Source organism: Allotamlana fucoidanivorans (assembly GCF_006265225.1).
Taxonomy (GTDB): Bacteria; Bacteroidota; Bacteroidia; order Flavobacteriales; family Flavobacteriaceae; genus Allotamlana; species Allotamlana fucoidanivorans.
The window spans coordinates 1-23128 of the sequence record NZ_VDCS01000017.1 but is presented as its reverse complement, the minus strand read 5'-3'; the positions used below and the strand labels follow the sequence as shown (position 1 = coordinate 23128).

Here is a 23128-nt window from a genome sequence, read left to right as displayed (position 1 = left end):
TTTTTATGGTATTCTTATGTTGATTGTATTTTGATAAAAATATAACGACAAACCATATATAAGAATTGAAAAATTCACAATAATAATCTAGATGAAAATATTCTCAAAGGAACAGGTTTACCAAGGTGATAAGCTTACAATAGAACGCCAAAATATATCCTCAACCGATCTTATGGAACGGGCGGGAACTCAAATTTTTAATTGGATACATAGTAAGATGCAGGGATCTCAAGTACCTATTCATATATTTTGTGGTATTGGTAATAATGGGGGTGATGGTTTAGTACTTGCACGTCATTTAATTACCCATGGTTATAATGTAAATACGTTTATAGTGAATTGCAGTGATAAACGTTCAAAGGGTTTTTTAGTTAATTATGATCGCATAAAAAATGTCACTAAAAAATGGCCTGTATTATTAAATTGTAGTGAAGATTTTCCTGATATCAATCCTAAAGATATTATTGTTGATGCCGTTTTTGGAATTGGTTTAAATCGACCCATTAATGATTGGGTTAAAGCATTATTTGTACATTTTAGGTTAAGTAAGGCTTTTACATTATCGGTTGACATTCCGTCAGGACTTTATATGGATAAACCAGTAGAAGATGAAGAAGCTGTTGTTATGGCTGGATTTACACTTAGTTTAGCTTCACCTAAATTAGTTTTTTTCTTACCTGAAACAGCTAAGTATACTGCTCAATGGGAGGTGTTAGATATTGGATTAGATCAAGAATTTTTACTTGCTACCCAAACAGATGTTGAGTTGATTAGCAAACATGAGGTGATACCTAATTATATGCCCCGTGATACATTTGTGCACAAAGGGAAGTTAGGTCATGCTTTAATTATTGGTGGAAGTTACGGAAAAATTGGTGCAGTAACTTTGTGTAGTAAAGCCACGCTTTCGGCAGGTTCGGGTTTGGTTACGGCTTTTGTGCCTAAATGCGGCTATATACCTTTGCAATCATCATTTCCTGAAGCCATGGTTCTTACCGATAAACATGAACATTTGCTTACAGCCATAAGTTTTGATATAAAACCTAATGTTATTGCCTTTGGTGTTGGAGCAGGAACCCATGACCTTACAACTTATGCCTTTGAAGATTTTTTAAGAACAAATAGTACGCCATTGGTTATTGATGCAGACGGACTTAATTTATTAGCAGAGCATAAGCATTTGTTAAAATTACTCCCTAAGAAAATCCCAACAGTTTTAACCCCACACCCAAAAGAATTAGAACGATTAATCGGGGTTTGGAGTGATGATTTTGATAAACTGAATAAAGTGAAAGCGTTTTCAAAAAAACACCACGTTATTGTTGTTATAAAAGGCGCTCATACCATAACTGTTTTTGATGACAAATTATATATTAATACCACTGGAAATCCAGGCTTGGCTACAGCAGGCAGCGGTGATGTGTTAACTGGCGTGATTACAGGTTTAATAGCGCAAGGGTATCATCCAGTTGTTGCCGCTATTTTTGGTGTTTATTTACATGGCGCATCGGCTGATATTGCGGTTCCTGATTTTGGTTATGAAAGTTTAATAGCAAGCCATATTATTGAGTATTTAGGAGCGGCCTTTTTAGATTTATTTCAACAACCTGAACCAAGTAATAAGAGTGAAACACCATCTAAAGCAGCGGATAATTAAAAAAGCCGCTTCATCTGAAACGGCTTTTACATTGATTTAAAACGGAGAGTAAGTTGTGGTTATATGCTCTTTGAATTTAGCAGTGTTTCTAATTCAGGGTTTGAAGGTCGTGGTGCGTTTGCATCAACAATATTACCCTGATCATCAATTAAAATAAACCTTGGAATACCTTGAATTTGATAGTCTTGAACAAACTTTGAATTCCAATCATTATCAGCAAATAACTGCATACCACCAAGTTCTTTTTCCTGTACCATTGCTTTCCATTTGTCGTGGTCAGTCAATCGGTCTATTGAAACACTTACAAATTCAATATTTTTACCATGAAATTTCTTTTCAACTTCCTTTAAAAATGGAATTTCTCTTTTACATGGTCCGCACCACGTAGCCCAAACATCAATGTAAACATATTTGCCTTTTAAATCATCAAGCGATGTGGTGCCACCTTTGTAGTTTTCGTAATCTACAAATTTAGGAGACGGTTTACCTACTGCTAAAGCGGTTAGCTTATTATATTTTTCAGTAATTAAGGTATTGTTTTTTTCGTCAGTAGACTGTTCCATATAGGCATTATAGAACGTATCAACATCCTTAGAATATCCCATATTTTGATTAGCAAATTCAAAAAGAAGGGTGTTTTTTATGGTTGCAGATTGTACTTCTTGAACAGTTTTAACAAATGCTAAATCCCTTTCTATAGATTCTGTTGTAGCACGTTCATTGGCTTGTTTTACATAGTGATTCGTTACAAGCTCCTTATAATTATTAGAGAAGTTAAAATCAGCTTCATTATTATAATCAAAACCATCAAAATCTTTTAAAAACCCTTCAGAAACTTTAAATGTTTGGTCTTTAGTAAAATATCTGTGAGCCATTTCATACTCATTAATTCGGGCTAAATAGAAATAATGTAAATTACGTTTCTCTTTATCTATAAAATCACTTGAAATGCCTTTAAAATCATTAAGTAATTTTTCGTTAGACGCTTTTATATCCTGAAACTTCTTTTTAAACGCTTCTTCATCTAGGGTATATAATTCTGCATTATTACCCATCAAGGTCTGTTCATTTTTTCTTTTGGCGATTAAATAATTGTTCACTTCAGACCCTGATCCTTCTATTTTTAAAGAATTGGTAAAATCTTGAGCATCATAACTAATATTTAAATTATAGCCAGGTTCTAAATGAAGAAATACGGGGTTTTTACCATCATATAGCACATAAGCATTTGTGTTAGGCACGATGGTGTCATTAAAAGTGCCATCACTTGCTATTTCAAGATTTTCTTTATAACTTCTGTCAAAACTGTTTATGGTAACATCACCAACTGCTTTGTTAGTGATCTTCCCAGAAATTACGGCATATCCAATTTTGGGTTCATTCTTACATGCTAGAATGGAAATTGAAACCGCTAATAAGAGTAACTTTTTCATTGTAAATTTTTAAGATTTTTTCAAAAATAAACAAATGAAAAGTTTTTAGAATTTAAATGTTAATTTCTTAACATTTTTGATGCTTAAAAGCATATTACATCGGGTGTGTTAACTCTGAATAGGGTATTATTTTGGGAATAATATTTAGAGCATGCAACTTTTTTTGAACATTAAAAACAGCTGCCTCATCAATTTGATTTTGAGACCATTCGGTAATATCTAACCAAGATTTAACATCATTTAATTGTTGCTCATAGCGCTCTGAAATAGTTTCTGCAATATGTGGTATGTTTTTAAAGCCGACAGTATTAGTATTAATAATATGAAGAATACGTTTTAATACAAGGTCGTGTTTTGATATAAAATCTTCTCTCACTGCAATAACGAAACAGGGCCAAGGTGACGGACAGTTACCTATGCGCCTAAAAACACCGCGATCTACAAGTGGTTTTGTAGTGAATTTTTCCCATAAAAAATAATCAGCATCACCAGAGGTTAAGCCTTCAATAGCACCGTTTAAATTATTAATAACCTTAAAATTAAGGTCGGTTTCTAAATTCCAATGATGATTTTCGGCATTTATATAAGCCATCAAATGTGATCCTGATCCATAGCGACTTATGGCTGCCTTACTCTTTTTTAAATCATTTATATGTTTATATTTAGAGTGATGCGCTACATGAACACCCCATACTAAGGGGGATTGAACAAATGTTTGAACAATTTTACTTGGGTTTCCTGCAATAATATCTTTAATAATACCCTCTGTCAAAATCACTGCCATATCAATATCCCCATGGCGTAAAGCGCTGCACATAGCACCGGTGCCTTCATGATAGTCGTGCCATCTTAAATTGATATTTTCTTGTTTATAGATGCCTTCTTTTAAAGTAAGATACCAAGGGAGGTTGAAATGCTCTGGGACGCCACCAATATTTACATTGATCATATGTTAAACATTTATTCTACTAATTTATCTAGGGTGTATTTTATAAGCTTGTCAATAGTTAGAGCAGGTTTTTTGGTAAAATTCCCAGTGGCTCTATTGGCTATTATAGCATTTAACGATAGGGCTTCATGACCCAGTAATTTAGCTAGACCAAAAATAGCTGATGTTTCCATTTCAAAATTACTGATTCTAATATTATTGTATTCAAAATTATCCATTTTGCTGTTGAGTTGTGCGTCTTGAACAGGGAGTCTTAAAACGCGCCCTTGCGGACCATAAAAACCTCCAGCGGTAGCGGTCAAGCCTTCGTATGTTTGTTCACTTTTCAATTGGTCTCTTAATATTTGACTTCCTTCAATAATTATGGGGCGTGCTTTATTCGGACTCCAATTAGTATGAGTAATAAAGGCTTGTTCAAAATCAGGGGTATTAATATTGTTGAGTTGATAGGCATGTAACATACCGTTTATGTCTAAGCCGTGTGTGCTTAAAACAAAGGTATCTACGGGTATATGCGCTTGTAAAGATCCTGAAGTGCCAATTCTAATAATATGGAGTTTGGTTAAGGTTTCTTTAATTTGCCTTGTACCAAAGTCTATATTCACTAGAGCATCTAATTCGTTTAAAACAATATCAATATTATCGGGACCAATGCCTGTTGAAATTACCGTTATTCGTTTTTTTTTATAATATCCTGTATGGGTTTTAAATTCACGTTTTTGAATTTTAAACTCAATTCTATCAAAATATTTAGAAACCTTTTCAACCCTATCTTGATCGCCAACCAAAATAATGGTTTTGGCAACGTGTTCTGGTTTCAAATTAAGATGGTAAATACTATTATCTGGATTTAGGATAAGTTCAGATTCTTTAATAGGCATTGGTTATATTTTTAATAAGTTTATTTTGTTCCTTACTAAATGAGAAATTTTGTGTGCTAACCCCTCCGTATACCATATGAGTCTGGATTATTTTTGAAAAATTCTTTTGGTTTAAAAGCGCTTCATGTCCAGCTCTGTTTAGCTTTAAACCAGATTCATTTTCGTCAAAAAAATAATTAAGTTTTTCAATGATTCTATTGATTTGCATATCACCAAATCCATAGTAACCTTGGTAATTGAGAGCATAACCTAACAAGTGGTGTTTTGATTTCACCTCATTTTCCTTAATAATTTTAAGAATATTGGTTTCTAACACATTTAAACCTGTTATGGAATCAGGAAAGCGCTCTAAGTGGGCTTTTAAGCAATTACTTAAATATTGGAAAGAAGATGATTTTACAATAAATGGTTTGAGTAGGTTGTGGTCTTTGCCACAATATATACCCCAAATGGTTGCTGCTAAATCTATGTCCTCTTGATTTAGTTTGATTTTGTTTTTATAATGATCAAGAAGCTGTTTTGTGTTTAGTTCGTTTAATCCTTTTAAGTTTTTACTACCATGTACACGGCCACTACAAACCAGATAGAGTGGGAGGTTAATTTTTTTTTGAAGCAATAAATTTATCACGGCAAGCATATTTATATGACAAAATAAATCATACTCAAACCATAATACAATTTCAGAATAATCATCTATGGCACTTAACTGTTTTAATGCAAACTCCACTTTGTTAAAATCAAGTTCAACATTATAAAACTCTAGTAAAAATTGACTTCTAGCTTGAATGAAATCGTTACAATGAATAATTTCTTGAGTGGGGCCTTCGCAAAGAATTTCCTGCCAAGTCAACTTTTCTCCCTCTATTTTTAAATCATTTAAGTAAGTAGTTAAATTACCTCCGTTGGTAATGTGAAGTGTTTGTTTATTCATGATTTATCCGCCAACGCGTTTTACTTTAAAGCCTTTTTCTTTTAGTATTTTCATGATGTTATCTCTATAGTCGCCCTGAATAATAATTTTATCATCTTTAAAGCTTCCGCCCACACTGAGTTTGGTTTTTATATCCTTTGCTAAAATTTTAAAATCTTCGTTTGCTCCAGTATATCCCTCAAGAATAGTAATAGGTTTGCCTTTACGCTTTTCATATTTACAAATTATAGGGTCATCTTGAATCCAAATACCAGACTCATTTGAAGGGGGGGGTGGGGTTTCTTCTTGAACATGATCAGGAAAGAGATTTTTGAGTTGATCTTGTAAATCCATATTTATTTTTTTATCAATCCTAGTTCAATTAAACGTTCATTTAAAAATTCGCCCGCCGTGATATCTTCAAATTGTTTGGGGTGTTGTTCATTAACACAAACATTTAGAACATCTAATTTCATGTCGCTTATAGGATGCATGAAAAACGGAATGGAATACCGCGAGGTGCCCCAAAGTTCTTTAGGCGGATTTACCACACGATGAATGGTTGATTTAAGTTTGTTGTTTGTATGACGTGATAGCATATCTCCAACGTTAATCATAAGTTCATCTGGTTGGGCAATAGCATCAATCCATTCTCCTTTATGATTTTGTACCTGAAGGCCTCTACCTTGGGCGCCCATTAACAAAGTAATTAAATTGATGTCGCCATGAGCAGCAGCCCTAACAGCATCATTAGGTTCTTCTGTAATAGGCGGGTAGTGTATTGGACGCAATATAGAGTTGCCGTTGTGTATGTAATCATCAAAATAGGTTTCATCTAGGCCCAAATGCAGTGCCAAAGCTCTTAATACATATTTGGCTGTTTTTTCTAGCATTTTATACGCTTGTTTCCCTGTGGTATTGAACTCTGGTAATTCTTCAACAATAACATTGTCAGGGTACAGTGCTTTCAGTTTGTCATCATTCTCCACATATTGACCAAAATGCCAAAACTCTTTTAAATCACCTTCTTTCTTTCCTTTTGCGCTTTCTTTTCCAAAAGACACATATCCTCTTTGTCCGCCAATACCAGGGATTTCATATTTCTGCTTTGTTTCAAGTGGTAAATCAAAAAAGTTTTTTACCTCCTTATATAAATTTGTTACCAGTTGATCGTCTAGGAAATGACCTTTTAAAGCAACAAAACCAATATCTTCATAAGCTTTCCCTATGGCATCAACAAAATGTTGTTTCGTTTGAGGATTGTTAGACAAGAAGTCTTTTAAATTTACACTGGGTATAGTATTCATTGGGTGATATTTAAAACGATAGTATCTACAAATGTACAAAAACATGACAAGGTTTTACTTAGGACGAAGATTAAGCTTGTGGTCTTTTTATGCTATATTTGAATTTACGCACATATCGAGTAAAAGTTAATTCTCAAATGTTTTATGGATTTTAATTTTGAAAATATAGATAATCAACTCTTGTTACAGTTATACAAGAATATGTTGAAGCCAAGAATGATTGAGGAAAAAATGCTAATTCTTCTACGTCAGGGAAAAGTTAGTAAATGGTTTTCTGGAATTGGTCAAGAGGCTATATCGGTTGGAATTACTATGGCAATGCAAAGCTATGAGTACATTTTGCCTATGCACAGAAACCTTGGTGTTTTTACTGTCCGAGGTATTCCTTTGTATAGACTTTTTGCACAATGGCAGGGTAAGGCGTCAGGTTTTACAAAAGGAAGGGATAGATCCTTTCATTTTGGCACACAGCAGTATAAAATTGTTGGGATGATTTCTCATTTAGGACCTCAAATGGGGGTAGCCGATGGTATCGCCTTGGCTGCAAAATTAAAAAACAAAAAGGAGGTTGTGGCTGTTTTTTCAGGTGAAGGTGGCACCAGTGAAGGGGATTTTCATGAAGCTCTCAACGTGGCTTCTGTATGGCGTTTGCCTGTACTTTTTTGTATTGAAAACAATGGTTATGGTTTGTCAACACCAACCGCCGAACAATATCAGTGTAGAGATATTGCAGATCGGGGTGTAGGTTATGGTATGGAATCGCATATTATTGATGGTAATAATATTCTGGAAGTGTATACTAAAGTTAATGACATAGCGCATAGTGTAAGGCAAAATCCCAGACCAGTTTTGTTAGAATTCAAGACCTTTAGGATGCGAGGACATGAAGAAGCTAGTGGTACAAAATATGTTCCTAAAGAATTGTTAGAACTTTGGCAAAAAAAAGATCCTATTCATTGTTTTTCTGAAGCTTTAAAAGAACAAGGTATTTTAAATAAAAGTCTTGAAATGCAATTTAAAGAGGTTGTTTCTAACGAAATAGAAGAACACTTAAAGGTTGCTTTTGAAGAATCAGAAATTGAATCAAATGAAACTTATGAGTTAAATGATGTGTTTCAAATGTTTGATTATGAAAGAATTATAATTGATAAAAAAATCAAAAACATACGATTTGTTGATGCTATTTCCAGCGCACTGTATCAAAGCATGCAGAAACATGACCACCTAATTTTAATGGGACAAGATATTGCAGATTATGGCGGTGTTTTTAAGGTCACAGAAGGTTTTATTAAAGATTTTGGATATGAACGTGTTAGAAACACACCCATTTGTGAATCGGCAATAGTAGAAACGGCCATGGGACTATCTATTGCAGGGATGAAGAGTGTGGTTGAAATGCAATTCGCTGATTTTGTTTCGTCAGGATTTAACCCAGTTGTTAATTATTTAGCAAAATCTCATTACCGTTGGGGACAAAATGCCGATGTGGTTATAAGAATGCCTTGCGGAGGAGGGGTGGGGGCTGGTCCGTTTCATTCACAAACAAATGAAGCCTGGTTTACTAAAACGCCAGGTCTGAAAGTCGTTTATCCAGCCTTTCCTTTTGATGCTAAAGGCTTGTTAAACACTGCAATTAATGACCCCAATCCGGTTATGTTTTTTGAACATAAAGGATTGTATCGAACGGTAAGTCAGGATGTTCCAGAAGATTATTATACTATTCCTTTTGGAAAGGCAATGCTTTTAAGACAAGGAAATGATGTTACTGTTGTGAGTTACGGCGCAGCAGTTCACTGGGCAGTTGAAGTGTTAGATGATTTGCAAAATATCTCTGTTGATTTAATTGATTTAAGAACCCTCCAGCCATTGGACACTCAGACAGTATTTAATTCAGCGAAGAAAACAGGAAAAGTTATAATTTTTCAGGAAGATTCTCTTTTTGGTGGAGTGGCTAGTGATATTTCTGCGTTAATTATGGAACATTGTTTTGAATATTTAGACGCACCTGTAAAACGGGTTGCTAGTTTAGATACGCCAATTCCATTTTCCAATCCGCTAGAGGAAAATTATCTACCTAAAAAGCGTTTTAAAAAGATTTTAATAGACGTTTTAAATTACTAAATATAAATGGCTTTAAATCAGTTAAATAAATGTTTTAAGGGGTGTGTTTTTATTTTGGTTTTTTGGACTGTACTAGGATGTGCTAAATCTAAAAAAAATATTGAAGATAATTACGATTGGAATTCAAGAATAGTGACTGCAACAGCCTATAATTCATTAGCATATCAAACCAGTGACACCCCTAATATTACCGCTTTTGGAGATAGTTTAAAGCCTGGATTTAGATACATAGCCGTATCAAGAGACTTGCTCAAATTAGGCTTAAAACACAACACACCTGTCAAGATTGAAGGCCTTGAAGGTGTGTATTGGGTAAAAGATAAAATGCATTCCCGATGGAAAAACCGTATTGATATTTATATGGGTATTGACGTAAAACAGGCACGACAATGGGGGAGACGACGTGTTTGCATTGATTACGGGATACCAAGGCCCTAAATACCTACTTTGTTTCAGCCTCAGAGACTCTAAAAGGATACGCTTCTTTAATCTGCTTTAAGTCTGTTTCGTTTAGTTGGTTGTACGTTTTATCTAAAACCTTCATACAGTACTGTAAGCGAAGTTCATGATATGCTTTGGTAAGTTCATTTTGCACTGCAATATAGCGTTTGTAGCTTGTCTGTTTTCCATGTTGTAAAGCAATAATAGCTTCTCTGGGGTTATCGGATGCATGAGGGGCTTGTTTTCCGTTGCAGTAAGAACACGTATTATCCCCGTTATTGTCTATAAAAGTTTTAATCTCGTATTTAATATTTTCAAGTAAAACAACATCTTCACCAAGCATTATGTTATCATCATTATTAATAATTATTCTAAGAATATTCCGATTATTTGAAGCCAAATTACAATCTTCATTGGGAGGGCAAGGAGTTGCAAGTTTTCTATTGATGCCCTCATCTGACGAAATTGTGGCCGTAACCAAAAAGAAGATTAGCAATAAAAAAGCAATGTCGGCCATGGAACCAGCATTTAGTTGTGGTGTGCGTTTAGAAAGTCTCATAAAGTATAGTTTTTGATGTTTGTGTAATGTGGTACACAAAAACAATACCACAACGAAATGACATTCAATCTAGTGCCCGTATCTTTTACAACCTTGCCATAGGTTGGTATTGGTGTGTTTGAAATCTATAACTCTTTTAATGATAGTTAAGTTTTCTTGTGTTATCGTATTCAATTGTCTCGATATTTTAATATAAGATTTCATACCGTATAATTTTGATTGATGAAAGACGAGTTTGTAAAGACGTTACTATCTGTAACGTCTTTTGGTGTTCCATTGGTGACTTTTTGTTCCGTGTAAAGTTCCAGAAATTTGATTGTTGTTTAAAGTTCTCATGATGTTCATTTTTTGATTAATAATACTGTTATTTTTCGATTGATATATAAGAAAGACGACGCAAAATATATTTTGTTACAGTACTATGTAAAACAAAGTACTTAATTAACAAATTTTAACATTTTTGAGTTTAGAAATAGAAGAGGAGTCAATTTCAGTATTTTAGGTACGATTATTGTTAAACACATATTAAAATACGGAGCATCATACTAGCATTTTACAAGAAAAAAATATCTTTGCTATATATTTTGCTCTAAAAAACATATTGAAGATTGATGAAGTCTTTTTTTTATCTATTAGTATTCTTTTCAATATCTGCTTTTGCTCAACTAGATAGCAAAAGTAATTCTATGAGTATACCGGCTGTTGAAGTGGCTAAAGAGCCTGAGAAACCAAAACCCAATCTTCCAGCTACCAACAATTCTGCAACGAGCAATTTTCCTAAAACTCCAGCAAAATTAGAGTTGCCTAAAAAGGAATTTTCCATGTTTGCCAATGAGAAATTTGGTAATCCGGGAGAATTGTATCAAAAAGAATTGAATGACGAATTACGTGATGTTAAATTAAGTAAGGAGGAAGTGGAGCGCCGCAACGGGAGTACTACCGATCAATATTTTGGAGATTTTAAAAGTCAATCAGAATTTGTGAATGTAGCTTATCGAGATCATGGTTATGTTGATGGTGATATTGTGCAGGTAAGAGTCAATGATGATATTGTGCATGCCCGAGTTTTTTTATCAGGAGGCTTTAAAGGTTTTAAACTAGATTTAAAACCTGGTTTTAATAAAATAGATTTTGTTGCATTAAATCAAGGAGAATCAGGGCCTAATACCGCCGAGTTTAGGGTCATTGATGACAAAGGTATGGTGGTAACTCAAAACCGATGGAATCTTGCCACCGGTGTTAAGGCTACGGTTATTGTTGTAAAAGAGTAAATTAAGAAATAATTGTATTAATACGTTCTAATTCCTCTTCGGTAAAGTTTAAATTATCAAGGGTTTTAATATTTTCTTTCAATTGCTTAGAAGAACTAGCACCAACAAGTACAGATGCTACTTGAGTCTGTCTTAAAATCCAAGCAATAGCCATTTGAGATAATTTCTGACCTCTTTTTTGAGCTATTTCGTTTAACTTTCTAATTTTATTAAGGTTTGTTGAAACGGTTTGAGTGTCTAAATAAGTTAAATTTTTTGCTGCCCTTGAGCCTTCAGGAATTCCATTCAAATATTTATCGGTTAATAACCCTTGAGCTAATGGTGAAAAAGCAATGCAACCTACACCGTTTTCATTTAAAGTATGTAACAAACCATCTTCAACCCATCTATCAAACATGGAATATCTTGCCTGATGCAAAATAAAAGGGACATTTAGCTGCTTTAAAATGCTGGCAGCAAGTGCTGTTTCTTTAGGTTTATAGTTTGAAATACCCACATAGAGGGCTTTGCCTTGTCTTACAATATCGGCTAAAGCGCCCATTGTTTCTTCAAGAGGCGTATCGGGGTCTGGTCTGTGGTGATAAAAAATATCAACATAATCTAATCCCATACGTTTTAAACTTTGGTCAATACTCGCTATTAAATACTTTCTTGAGCCAAAATTACCATAGGGGCCAGGCCACATATCATATCCCGCTTTTGAAGCGATAAATAATTCATCGCGGTAAGGCTTAAAATCTTTTTTAAAAATAGTTCCGAAGGTTTCCTCAGCAGAGCCATAAGGAGGGCCGTAATTATTAGCCAAATCAAAATGAGTAATACCTAAGTCAAAGGCCGTTCTTAAAATGTCTCTACCATTCTGTAAAGCATCAACAAATCCAAAGTTATGCCATAACCCAATTGACATAGCAGGAAGAAGCACTCCACTTTTTCCAGATCTTCTGTAGATCATAGATTCGTATCGTGAAGGATTCGCGGTGTATGACTGTACACCAGACTTATCATTAATATGCATAATATATAGTTTACTTCACAAAAGTAGCTATAATTTAATGGATTCCCCAGTATAAAAAGGGGGCTTAAAATTAAAAATAAACACCAATCAACACATGTTGGCAAGACATTTGACCATTTATAATAAAACGATCTAGCATTTAGTTCTTTTTGATATATCTGTAGTATTTCTGGATAATTTTATGAATATCATAGCCAATAAACTCTACAAAGATGTTATTTTTGCACGTCGCAAATTTTAAAGTATGTCTACAGCAAAAGCCGAGCTAGAATTAGAAGAACGGAAAGAAGGTAAGAATTTATATAGTTATCAAAAGGGAGCCATCAATAAGATTTTTAAAGCTTTTGAGGAATCTCCAGATGATTATCATTTATTATATCAATTACCAACAGGAGGGGGGAAAACAGTAATTTTTTCTGAAATAGTAAGACAGTATTTAAAACATCATAAGAAAAAAGTACTTGTGATGACCCACCGAATTGAGTTGTGTAAGCAAACGTCAAATATGCTTACAGAATTTGGCGTACACAATAAGGTTGTAGATAGTAAAGCCGATTTGAGCGATCAAAAAGAATATAGCTGTTTTGTAGCTATGGTTGAAACGCTTAATAATAGACTAAATGATGATAAACTTGACATTTCAGATATTGGTTTGGTTATTATTGATGAAGCACACTATAATTCGTTTACAAAGCTGTTTAAGTTTTTTAGTCAAAGTTTTATACTAGGTGTAACGGCTACACCATTGAGTTCAAGTATTGAATTACCGATGACGGATAACTATGATGAGCTTATTGTAGGAGAAAGCATTGAATCGTTGATTGAAAATGGCTTCTTAGCCAGAGCTGAGATGTTTACTTATAACGTAGGGCTAACCTCATTAGTGGTTGGAGCAAATGGCGATTATACTGTAAAATCATCAGAAGATTTATATACAGATAACGATATGTTATCTAAACTTCTGCATGCTTATGAAGAACGTTCAAAAGGTAAGAAAACCTTAATATTTAATAATGGTATTAATACCTCTTTACATGTTTATGACACATTTAGAAGAGCAGGATATAAAGTAGCGCATTTAGATAATACTAATACCAAAAAGGAACGTGCTATGATTTTAAAATGGTTTAAAAATACGCCTGACGCTATTTTAACCTCAGTAAGTATATTAACTACCGGGTTTGATGAGCCTTCCGTGGAAAGTATTATTCTCAACAGAGCCACCAAATCACTTACCTTGTATTATCAAATGATTGGTCGTGGGTCTCGTATTTATAAAGATAAAAAAGCGTTTACCGTTATCGATTTAGGAAATAACTTTCACAGGTTTGGGCCTTGGGGGGACGATTTAGACTGGCAACGTATTTTCAAATCACCTACCTATTATCTGGATTCAATTTTAAGTGATGAAGAACTTGAAAGTAATTTTAGATATGAGATGCCCGATGAATTGCGTAAAGAGTTTGAAAACTCCAAAGATGTGTATTTTGATGTACAAAAATGCTATGTAGACTCTATTCGCTCTGGAGAATCTTCAAAAGTGGTTTTAGAACGTTCTATTGAGCATCATGCCAAAATTTGTATTGAAAACAGTGAAGATGTTTATGATGCTTTGGCATTAGCAAAAATGCTCGGTGATGATATTGATTTCAGAATTCAGCGCTATACCAAATGCATTAGTAAAAGCACTTATAATTTTGTGGAATGGCTAAAAGGTGAATACAGAAAGAAATTAAATTCTTATTTACGTACAAATTTTGATGAGGTGTTTGAAGAGATTTTTGGTTACCCTCCTGAAGATTAAAATTTAGATTATGGTATACACATGACTTAAATGTCATGAGATTCAAAAAATAACTAAGCATTTAGGTTAGATTAATAGTGATATTTATATGAGTGTATCTAGAAAAACGGTTCTCATCATTTTATCTTTTTTTGCAACGTATGTAATTTGGGGGTCTACCTATATGCTTAATAAAATAGCAGTAACAGAGTTGCCTCCTTTTTTTCTGGCGTCTATGCGATTTCTTACCGCAAGTGTGCTCATTTTTCTAATTGCTAAGTTTTCAGGTATTAGTTTAAAAATTAGTTTGAGGCAGCTCAAAAATGCAACCATTGCTGGTTTTTTGTTTTTAACCTTTGGCAATGGCGTTGTGGTTTGGGCTTTGAAATATGTAGATAGTGGTTTTACCGCTTTAGAAATATCAGCACAACCTTTGGTGGTTCTTATTTTAATGCGCATACTTCAAGGAAAAAAAATCGCTTTGATGTCTTACATAGGTGTTGTCCTAGGTTTTACAGGTATTTTTTTATTAGTGAGTCAGAAAGAATTGATAAGCCAAGAGGGGCAAGTACTGGGTATGATAACTATTTTTGCTTGTATGATAAGTTGGGCTTATGCCAGTATTTTTGTAGGAACGGCCGATTTACCTAAAAATCATTTTGTGAATACAGGATACCAAATGTTCACAGGAGGTATAATACTTACCGTGGTGAGTTTAGGTTTAGGAGAATCATGGTCTTTACCCACGCAATGGTCAGTTGAGGTACAGTGGTCAATGCTAGGTTTAATAGTATTTGGAAGTATTGTGGCATTTACAGCATTTAATTATCTGTTAAAAACGGTTTCTCCAGAACAAGTGGCTACTTCAACCTATGTAAACCCTATCATAGCTCTTATTTTAGGTTGGTGGGTGCTTGATGAGTATATTTCTTTACAATCTATAATTGCTGCGGTCATTCTTTTAACAGGTGTTTATTTTATTAATACAAGACGCAAATTTAAACCACGACCTTATGGACGTTAAACAAGCCATTAAATATATGATCATAAGTGCGCTCGCTTTTGCTTGTATGAATGGCACCGTGAAATATCTATCAGGATTCAATACTTTTCAAATAGTTTTTTTCAGATCAATAGGGTCGCTATGCTTTACGTTTGGCCTGTTGTTGAAGAATAACATTCCCATGTTTGGGAACAATAAAAAGATATTGATTTTAAGAGGTTTGGTTGGGGTGACGTCCATGTCGTTATTTTTCATGTCAACAAAATATTTGCCTATTGGAACGGCGGTTTCATTACGGTATTTAGCGCCTATATTTTCTGGTATTTTCGCTGTACTGTTTTTAAAGGAATATATTAAACCGGTTCAGTGGCTATACTTTTTTATAGCCTTTTTAGGCGTGTTGGTATTAAAAGGATTTGATACAACGCTAAATACGTTAGGGTTGATTTTAATTATAATTTCGGCCATTTTTAGCGGCTTAGTGTATGTTATATTGAGTAAAATAGGAAAAACAGAACACCCCGTAGTAGTGGTACATTATTTTATGATGATCTCCTTTTTGGTTGGTGGTGTTGTTTCTATATTCTATTGGAAAACACCCTTAGGAATAGAGTGGATATTATTACTGTTACTCGGTGTATTTGGATATTTCGGACAATTATACATGACCAAAGCGTTTCAGATAGCATCAACAAATCAAGTAGCGCCCCTTAAATATTTAGAAGTTGTTTTTTCTGTACTTTTAGGTATATTCATATTTACCGAAATCTATACATTATGGAGTCTTTTAGGGATTAGTATGATTATAGTAGCATTGATTTTAAATGCTTTTACAAAGAAAAAATAAGTTAGGTAATTACGTTGCATAGGCTATTTTGATAGTATTTGTTAATTATGAGATAACCATGTTATTGTCAAACTTATATTTGTCAATCGTACTTTTATAAATTCTTAAGCATCTTGAGAAATTAACCTTTTAGAATTTGTAATTTTGCAGCGCTTATTTTTTGAATTAAACCGCTCATGAGTTTCAAGACACGCGTCAATCATTATAGAAGAACCATTATGCATAATATTACCAAACGTGTAGGTAGTAATTATGTAAAGCCAGAATACGGATCACTTGTTCCTGAACACATAAAAAAAGTTCTTATTATAAGGCCTAATCACAGACTAGGTAATCAACTACTTTTAACGCCATTAGTTCAGGAAGTTATCAAAACGTTTCCCAATTGTACTATAGATTTATTTGTAAAAGGTGGTGTGGCACATCCTGTGTTTCAAAATTATGAAGCGGTTAATACCATCATAAAATTGCCTAAAAAGCCATGGAGTAATGTATTTCAATATATAAAAAGTTGGAGTTCAATAAAGCAAAAACACTATGATTTGGTAATTAATGGTGATAGAAATTCATCTTCTGGCAAACTTTTAACCTCTATGGCAAAAGCCAAGTTTAAGATTTTTGGAAATGAAGACGAAGCTGCTGTGTCAAAACATTCTGATTTTAAGCATATATCCAAATTTCCTATTTATCTACTTCGGGATTATTTAAAGAATTTGGGGGTGGTATTATATCATACTGAAATGCCGTTACTTGATATAAAATTAGATCAGGAAGAACTTTCAAAAGGTAAAGCGATATTGAAAGATGTGGTGAAAAATGACAAAAAGACCATTTGTATTTACACCAATGCTACTGGAGATAAATGTTATTCTGAAACATGGTGGACAACCTTTTATGAAAGACTATTACAAGAGTTTCCAGCGTATAATATCATTGAAATGCTTCCCATTGAAAACATTTCAAAAATTAATTTTAAATCACCTAATTTTTACAGCCAGGATATTAGAGAAATGGGCGCTATTATAAAAAACACAAGTATTTTTATAGCTGCTGATAATGGTGTTATGCATTTGTCAAGTGCCAGTTTAACGACTACAGTTGGTTTCTTTTCTGTAACTAATCCAGAAATTTATCAACCCTATGGTAATGGTAGTGTGGCGCTTCATACCAATAAAACACAAATGGAGGATTGGATTTCTGCTATCCGAAATATCTTAGAATAGATTAATAAATTATTCTTAAATTTAAAACGGTACACCATTAGTTACAATAATTGCTTTGTAACTTTGTAGAACAATGTTTAATTTATTACACTATGAAGGGTTCTTATTTGTATGCTATATTAGTTTTTTTTGTATTAATGTCTTGTGGTTCATCAAAAAATCAGGTAACGCAAGCAGAGATTGATGCCTTAACCAATCTGGTACAGAGTAAAAAGTTTACTATAGATTCAGAATGGGCGTATCCCATGGCTACGGCTTCTATGCAGCGAGTAGCAGGTTTGCTTCAGCCCGGTAGTAATGCTGGCTCTATAAATTTAATTGGAAACAGTAATTTTCTAAATGTTTCAGGTAACACGGTAAAATCGTATTTGCCATATTTTGGAGAGCGCCAAATGGGAGGAGCCTATGGTGGTGGTGATAGTGCAATTCAATTTGATGGCGAAACTAAAGATTACAAAGTATCGGAAGGGAAGAATAACAGTTATATCATTTCTTTTGACGCTTTGAGTAATTCTGAAAATTTTAGAGTTATTATTAAAGTGTTTCCCAATATGAATGCTGATATGTCATTAACTGGTAATAATAGGCAAACTATAAGTTATTCGGGTAAAATATTACCGCTCAAGGAAGAAAAAGCGGAGAAGTAAGCTGTCTTCAGTAGGGGTGATTTTAAGAAAGGTATATTTGCACTTTTAATGAAAAATATGATATTGCAGTTCACCTATTCATCGTAAATTTTTATTATTCAGTCGATTATTTTTTTTAACCATAGGAGTCAGGTGGTATTTTAGTCGTGTTAATCAAACAAATTCAACATGAAAAATATTGCCCTACTATTTAGCATTGTGTGTTTTGTTGCTTCTTGTAATATGTCTTTTGCGCAAGATGTGGCCAACTCAGAATCAGAACTTGAAAAACCTGAAAATTATAAAAAGAGAAGTCCTGTTTATGACTATTCAGAAAAGCAACTAAACAATGTTGATACTATTCCAGATTATCTAACCAAGAAAAATAAGCTAAAAATTACGGGTACTATTTACGAAAGTGATGGTGTAACACCAGCTAAGAATGTGTTACTTTTTATAGAGCAATCCGATGAAGAAGGTAATTTTGTTTTAAAGCGTCATAATAAAAAGCGCTATGTACATCATAGAGGCTGGGTAAAAACAGACTCAGATGGTAAATACACGCTATATACCTTTGTGCCTGGTAGTTATATTTACGGAAGTGAGCCCAAGCAAATTTTGCCTGTTATAAAAGAGCCTAACAAACCTGAGTATAAATTAGAGAGTTTTCTTTTTGATAATGACCCTATGTTAACTGAAAAGTGTCGTACCAAAGTAGAAGCCACCAATCCGCAGCGAATCCTAAAATTAGACAAAAAAGAGGGGCTTTTTGTAACTACAAAAGATATTGTTTTAGGTAAAGAAAATGCAGAGTATTAATTATTTTTGATCTATCCTGCGTTGTTTAATAAAACAAAAAACCTATCATTATTAACATGATAGGTTTTTTGTTCTTAATGACTTTCTAAATCAAGTTACTAAATGTTTTTTAACTTTTACTTGAACTCATAGAGTTTTGGTCTAAACTTTAGGAGAAACAGAGGTTAAGTCATATATGTTCTTCAATTATTCCGTTTATATTTTGGATTTGAAAGTTCTGTTAAACAGTTACATGTTTCCAAAATCATTTGTAGTCTGAATTTTGGTTTTTTGTGTTTCAAGACAGGGAGCTTATATTTAAAATTATTAAAAATAGTGGGTGCAATAGAATTTTTTCAGATTATTTTGCTATTTTTCAACTCTAATTTTATCACTGCAAAGAGCATTGATTCAAGTGGTTGAAAATTAATTATTTTTAGTTTGTTTAAACGTTTTTTTAGAGTATGTTATCACGCATAATGAAAAATGAAAAAACTTAAAAAATGCTTGTACATTGCCTCAATCATAGCTGTTGTAGGTTGTACTTTTTTTTATTTTGAATATCAAAATTTCCAGCCTTCAACCGATTTCGATAATTTAGAATCTCATCTAATGATTTGGTCTCCATCGCATGAAAAGACCTATGTAGAGTTTATAAAAACTCTGTCAGAAGATGATTCTGTAACTTTATATGTGCCAAAGAAAACGCCTTTGGATACTGTAAAGAATAAATTACTCAAGGCAAACGTTAACCTTAATAAATTAACACTTATTCCCATTCAAAACGAACGAATTTGGATTCGTGATTTCGGCCCCGTTTTTTTAGAAAATAAATACGGGAGTTCTAGGGTATTTTGTTTTAAGTACTACCAAGAAAGAAAAAGTAGTTTCCCTTATGAATATCAAAAGCTTATTGGCAAGCGCATTTATGCTTCACGCATTCTTAACGTGGGAGGAGCAAGAGAAGTTAATGGTGATGGATTGGCCATATTAATAGAATCTCATGAACGCATGTATAACCCAGAGTTATCCTTAAAAGATATAGAGAAAGAGCTTAAAAGAAAAATGGGGATTAAAAAAGTTATATGGCTTAAAGATGTGCTGCCTCAAGATGAATACGAAGGCACTGAACTTATACCAAATCAACTGTATTCTTTTGGAGCTGGTCATATAGATAATTTTTGTCGATTTATTTCGCCAGATACCATATTACTTGCTCAAGTACCATTTGAAGACCGATATCTTCATCCCATATTACAAACAACTTCTGATCGTTTGGAAAAAAGCTATGAAATTTTAAAAAATTCTCTGGATCAAGATAACAACCCTTTACATATTGTTAGGGTTCCTATTGCTCCATTTTTAGTAGAAAACAATTTTGAATATACTCAGCACCCTATACTATTTCCTACGAGTTATTTAAACTTTGTCATTGGAAGCAAAAAAGTAGTTGTACCGTCATACGGCGAGTATCTTAATACACCTGAAGCCAAAGAAAGGGATATTTTGGTACACGCTCAGTTTAAAACATTATTTCCTTCAAAAAAAATTATTATGCAAAATTGTGCTGATATTAATAAAGAAGGCGGAGGTTTTCATTGTATTTCTCTTAATAAGACAAGAAAGAAAACGAAAAAGTTAACATAATAGCTTTATTTCGAATCGTGTTTTTGTCCTAGAGATTTTATCAGCACGGTCTTTTAGTAATTTATGAAGCAGAGTTTATTCTTTTGATAGATGTTTATAGATACATGGTAACCTGTATCAATTCTATAACAAAACGTTGTTTTACCACTTTACCCGTCCTGAATAATCCATAATAAAAAGTGTACTATAATGGTCAGCATTATGTTACTTTGCTTTGGTAAAAGCCATAGTTACGTTTGCTGATTTTTCTTTTAAAAGTTTTCTTCTCCAAAGCTTCTTTTACAAAGTTAATGGAACACTTTTTACACGACGACGTAGGAGGGAAGTGTAATGTGTGTGGAATGACTTTAAATATTTAATTATCTAATAAATTATTAATATTCTCATCTATACTATTATTTGTAACATCAGAAGGTAGTTCATTTTCATTTTTCTCGACTAAATATGGTAGTTCATTATTAGGCACATCTCCTTCTACAATATTGTTTAAAAGATACTTATATCTAGATACCTTTGACGGAGACTTTTCGCCTCCAAAATTTAGAACTACATCAACTTCTTGACCTCTGGCAATTAATTCTGCTGAAGGAATAATCAATTGAAAAGTAGACCTACTTGGTCTGCCATGACTCATTATTTTCAACGATTCATTAGTATAATCTCCTGGAAAAGTATTTTGTCCTATGCGAATTATTCCAGGTATGGCAACTATTCTGTAAAAGAAATTTATATCATTATTAAACTCCGAAGTATTAAATAATACTTTAACAAAGCTTAAAACAACATTGCCTCCAACAAGTTCAATATTTTTAAGTCTGATATGACCTCGAATTACAGGAAAATCAATACTCTTCATCATTGCTTCTATTAAATAATGAGGAGCAATTTTTGTTTGCCCATCCAATCGGATATAATATTTGTCTTTATATTGATGTGGTTTATGCTTGCTTTTTTCTACTTCTATTATGAAAATAGAATTTCCATTTGGAGCATCCAATTTTTGAACTCTCACTCCAACGATTAGTGGAATTATTAAGTTAGAAATTTTATTAATAATTCTATCTCTATCTAAATTCGTTTCAAAAGGAGTTAAATCACCTTGAGCAATCGTATTGCCTTGAGGGTTTGTTGTTTCAATTGGTGCTCCCCAAATAACAATACCTCCTTCTGCATTAGAAAGACCGCAAATTGCTTTAATAACAGCTTTTTCTTTATCATTATGATTACCCTGAACAGGATAAGACTTAAATTCTAAATTCAAAGTTTCTTCCTTTTCTGTATTAAAGAAATCTACTATGTCATTATAAGTTAAATCATATAAGTCTTTGTTGAATATTATTTGTGAAAATTTCATATATACAATAATTAAATAATTAATGTTTCAGATTCCATTTCAACAAGCTCACCTAAACTTGCTAATAATGGAAGAATAACTGGTGAAATACTGGACGTAAACATTGATATCATTTTAGATAACTCAAAATCTTCACTTTCAACTAAAACCTTATCTTCAGATGCTTTAATCATTGACATTCCCATAATTACTAATGAGTATTTATATTGTGCTTTTAAAATATTTACATCTACTTTTTTATTGCTTTTTTGTTCATTAAGCAAATGAATATTATCGGTGTTTATATAAAAAGCCCATCCCAAATCTTCACCATTATTTTCTGTATAAAGAGCTGTGTATTCATCAAATCCTTTACTATTCCAATTTCTGTCATCACGACTAACTTCAATTACATTTGGTAATGCAAGGTCGTCAGAACTTTTATCACCTTTACCACTTTTATTACTCGAAGGTTTTTTTCTACCTCCATTTTTACCTCTTTTCGGTTTTGATGGAGTTACCATCTTAACGTAGAACTTATTAATGAATGGCTCTATATGATTAATATCAGAAACAATTGAGGTAAATTCATAAACATTTCCATTAAGAAATAAATCATTTGTATTGATATTGAGTGTTGCATGACCATTCCAAAGGTTTAAGGCTTTTGTCCCTTCAAATTCAACACCATTAATTAAAAGCTTGTGTTCACCTTTATCAATTTCTCTATCAAAATAATCATTACTTACGTCTGTACTAAATTGAACTCTAAAAGAAGTTTGATTTAAAGGGCATTCCTTTGGCTTTTCCTCACTTGATTCTTTATCTATCTTGAAAAAAGTTGGAAACTTCTTTCCAATAAACTTCTTCTCTGTTTCGGTTTCTTTAAGTTTAAAAGGGTTTTTAATTCTAAAACCACTTGAAAATAGAGTAGATAATGAAGGAGAGCGTTTCATTATATTTTCAACTATATCAACTAAAGGCTTTGAATCGTCTAATTTATTTTCAATCTCCTCTTTATGTCTCTTATGTTTTAAATCTCTTAATCCAGGATGCTCTTTTAATATTTTTTCTAATTGTTTTTCAATTTCATTTCTTAACTCACTTGAATCTACAAGTCTATCTCGACTATTCATGAATAAATCCTCACGGGTTTCACCGCTTATCTCACTACAATCAACCGTAACTATTAATGATGACCCGTCCTGAATAAAGGCTACATAATTTCAAACATTATGTACAAAAATGACAAAGTAATCAGACGGTATTCAGAACCTTTTAAACTGAAAATTTTAGACGAACTTACAACAGGAAAACTAAACAA

At 33.1% G+C, this 23128-nt stretch carries 21 protein-coding genes; 11 read left to right on the top strand and 10 right to left on the bottom strand.

Annotation, left to right across the window (positions count from 1 at the left end; translation table 11 throughout):
• The first annotated feature begins 91 nt into the window (after positions 1-91).
• Entirely contained in the window at positions 92-1657 is a 1566-nt protein-coding gene (locus tag FGF67_RS15535) for an NAD(P)H-hydrate dehydratase (RefSeq protein ID WP_139698681.1), read from the top strand.
• Positions 1658-1716: 59 nt separating this feature from the next.
• On the opposite strand, the gene FGF67_RS15530 is transcribed toward FGF67_RS15535, so the two are convergent.
• The 6 genes from FGF67_RS15530 to FGF67_RS15505 form a co-directional block, all read right to left on the bottom strand.
• Entirely contained in the window at positions 1717-3090 is a 1374-nt protein-coding gene (locus FGF67_RS15530) for a TlpA family protein disulfide reductase (RefSeq protein ID WP_139698680.1), read from the bottom strand.
• Positions 3091-3184: 94 nt separating this feature from the next.
• Positions 3185-4039 carry a substrate-binding domain-containing protein gene (locus FGF67_RS15525; protein WP_139698679.1) on the bottom strand — a complete coding sequence of 285 codons (855 nt, stop codon included), beginning with the start codon at positions 4037-4039 and terminating at the stop codon, positions 3185-3187.
• Positions 4040-4050: 11 nt separating this feature from the next.
• Positions 4051-4920, bottom strand: a complete 870-nt coding sequence (locus FGF67_RS15520; protein ID WP_139698678.1) for a nucleoside phosphorylase — start codon at positions 4918-4920, stop codon at positions 4051-4053.
• Positions 4910-5851, bottom strand: coding sequence for a DUF1835 domain-containing protein (locus FGF67_RS15515; protein WP_139698677.1), 942 nt, complete (start codon positions 5849-5851; stop codon positions 4910-4912). The genes FGF67_RS15520 and FGF67_RS15515 overlap by 11 nt, the downstream gene beginning before the upstream one ends.
• Before the next feature lie 3 nt (positions 5852-5854).
• On the bottom strand, positions 5855-6184 hold the full coding sequence (locus FGF67_RS15510) for a translation initiation factor (RefSeq protein ID WP_139698676.1): 330 nt from the start codon (positions 6182-6184) through the stop codon (positions 5855-5857).
• 2 nt (positions 6185-6186) lie between these two features.
• Positions 6187-7137 (bottom strand): isopenicillin N synthase family dioxygenase, encoded by a 951-nt coding sequence (locus tag FGF67_RS15505; RefSeq protein ID WP_139698675.1) that lies wholly within the window; start codon positions 7135-7137, stop codon positions 6187-6189.
• A 144-nt stretch (positions 7138-7281) separates the two neighbouring features.
• On the opposite strand from FGF67_RS15505, the gene FGF67_RS15500 reads away from it, so the two are divergent.
• On the top strand, positions 7282-9258 hold the full coding sequence (locus FGF67_RS15500; RefSeq protein WP_139698674.1) for an alpha-ketoacid dehydrogenase subunit alpha/beta: 1977 nt from the start codon (positions 7282-7284) through the stop codon (positions 9256-9258).
• Positions 9259-9264: 6 nt separating this feature from the next.
• On the top strand, positions 9265-9696 hold the full coding sequence (locus FGF67_RS15495) for a 3D domain-containing protein (RefSeq protein ID WP_233244103.1): 432 nt from the start codon (positions 9265-9267) through the stop codon (positions 9694-9696).
• A gap of 4 nt (positions 9697-9700) precedes the next feature.
• On the opposite strand, the gene FGF67_RS15490 is transcribed toward FGF67_RS15495, so the two are convergent.
• Entirely contained in the window at positions 9701-10258 is a 558-nt protein-coding gene (locus tag FGF67_RS15490; RefSeq protein WP_139698673.1) for an ExbD/TolR family protein, read from the bottom strand.
• 611 nt (positions 10259-10869) lie between these two features.
• Between FGF67_RS15490 and FGF67_RS15485 the strand changes: the two genes are divergently transcribed.
• Positions 10870-11529, top strand: coding sequence for a hypothetical protein (locus FGF67_RS15485; RefSeq protein ID WP_139698672.1), 660 nt, complete (start codon positions 10870-10872; stop codon positions 11527-11529).
• Between the two features lies 1 nt (position 11530).
• On the opposite strand, the gene mgrA is transcribed toward FGF67_RS15485, so the two are convergent.
• Complete coding sequence (mgrA, locus tag FGF67_RS15480; protein ID WP_139698671.1) at positions 11531-12544, bottom strand: L-glyceraldehyde 3-phosphate reductase; 1014 nt, start codon at positions 12542-12544, stop codon at positions 11531-11533.
• A gap of 244 nt (positions 12545-12788) precedes the next feature.
• Here mgrA and FGF67_RS15475 point away from each other — a divergent pair, with 244 nt between their 5' ends.
• The 7 genes from FGF67_RS15475 to FGF67_RS15445 all read left to right on the top strand — a co-directional run bounded on the left by FGF67_RS15475 (position 12789) and on the right by FGF67_RS15445 (position 20471).
• Positions 12789-14348, top strand: coding sequence for a DEAD/DEAH box helicase (locus FGF67_RS15475; protein ID WP_139698670.1), 1560 nt, complete (start codon positions 12789-12791; stop codon positions 14346-14348).
• 88 nt (positions 14349-14436) lie between these two features.
• On the top strand, positions 14437-15351 hold the full coding sequence (locus FGF67_RS15470; protein WP_139698669.1) for an EamA family transporter: 915 nt from the start codon (positions 14437-14439) through the stop codon (positions 15349-15351).
• A complete protein-coding gene (locus tag FGF67_RS15465) occupies positions 15341-16177 on the top strand; it encodes a DMT family transporter (RefSeq protein ID WP_139698668.1) in 837 nt (278 codons plus the stop codon). The genes FGF67_RS15470 and FGF67_RS15465 overlap by 11 nt, the downstream gene beginning before the upstream one ends.
• Before the next feature lie 176 nt (positions 16178-16353).
• Positions 16354-17400, top strand: coding sequence for a glycosyltransferase family 9 protein (locus FGF67_RS15460; RefSeq protein ID WP_139698667.1), 1047 nt, complete (start codon positions 16354-16356; stop codon positions 17398-17400).
• A 92-nt stretch (positions 17401-17492) separates the two neighbouring features.
• Entirely contained in the window at positions 17493-18047 is a 555-nt protein-coding gene (locus FGF67_RS15455) for a DUF4251 domain-containing protein (protein ID WP_139698666.1), read from the top strand.
• A 168-nt stretch (positions 18048-18215) separates the two neighbouring features.
• Positions 18216-18845: a peptidase associated/transthyretin-like domain-containing protein gene (locus FGF67_RS15450; protein WP_139698665.1), complete on the top strand. Its 630-nt coding sequence runs from the start codon at positions 18216-18218 to the stop codon at positions 18843-18845.
• Positions 18846-19310: 465 nt separating this feature from the next.
• Positions 19311-20471, top strand: a complete 1161-nt coding sequence (locus FGF67_RS15445; RefSeq protein ID WP_139698664.1) for an agmatine deiminase family protein — start codon at positions 19311-19313, stop codon at positions 20469-20471.
• 355 nt (positions 20472-20826) lie between these two features.
• Here FGF67_RS15445 and FGF67_RS15440 read toward each other — a convergent pair whose 3' ends face one another.
• Both FGF67_RS15440 and FGF67_RS15435 read right to left on the bottom strand, forming a co-directional pair.
• On the bottom strand, positions 20827-21825 hold the full coding sequence (locus FGF67_RS15440) for an AlbA family DNA-binding domain-containing protein (protein WP_139698663.1): 999 nt from the start codon (positions 21823-21825) through the stop codon (positions 20827-20829).
• A gap of 11 nt (positions 21826-21836) precedes the next feature.
• Positions 21837-22940, bottom strand: coding sequence for a hypothetical protein (locus FGF67_RS15435; RefSeq protein ID WP_139698662.1), 1104 nt, complete (start codon positions 22938-22940; stop codon positions 21837-21839).
• Positions 22941-23128: the final 188 nt, after the last annotated feature.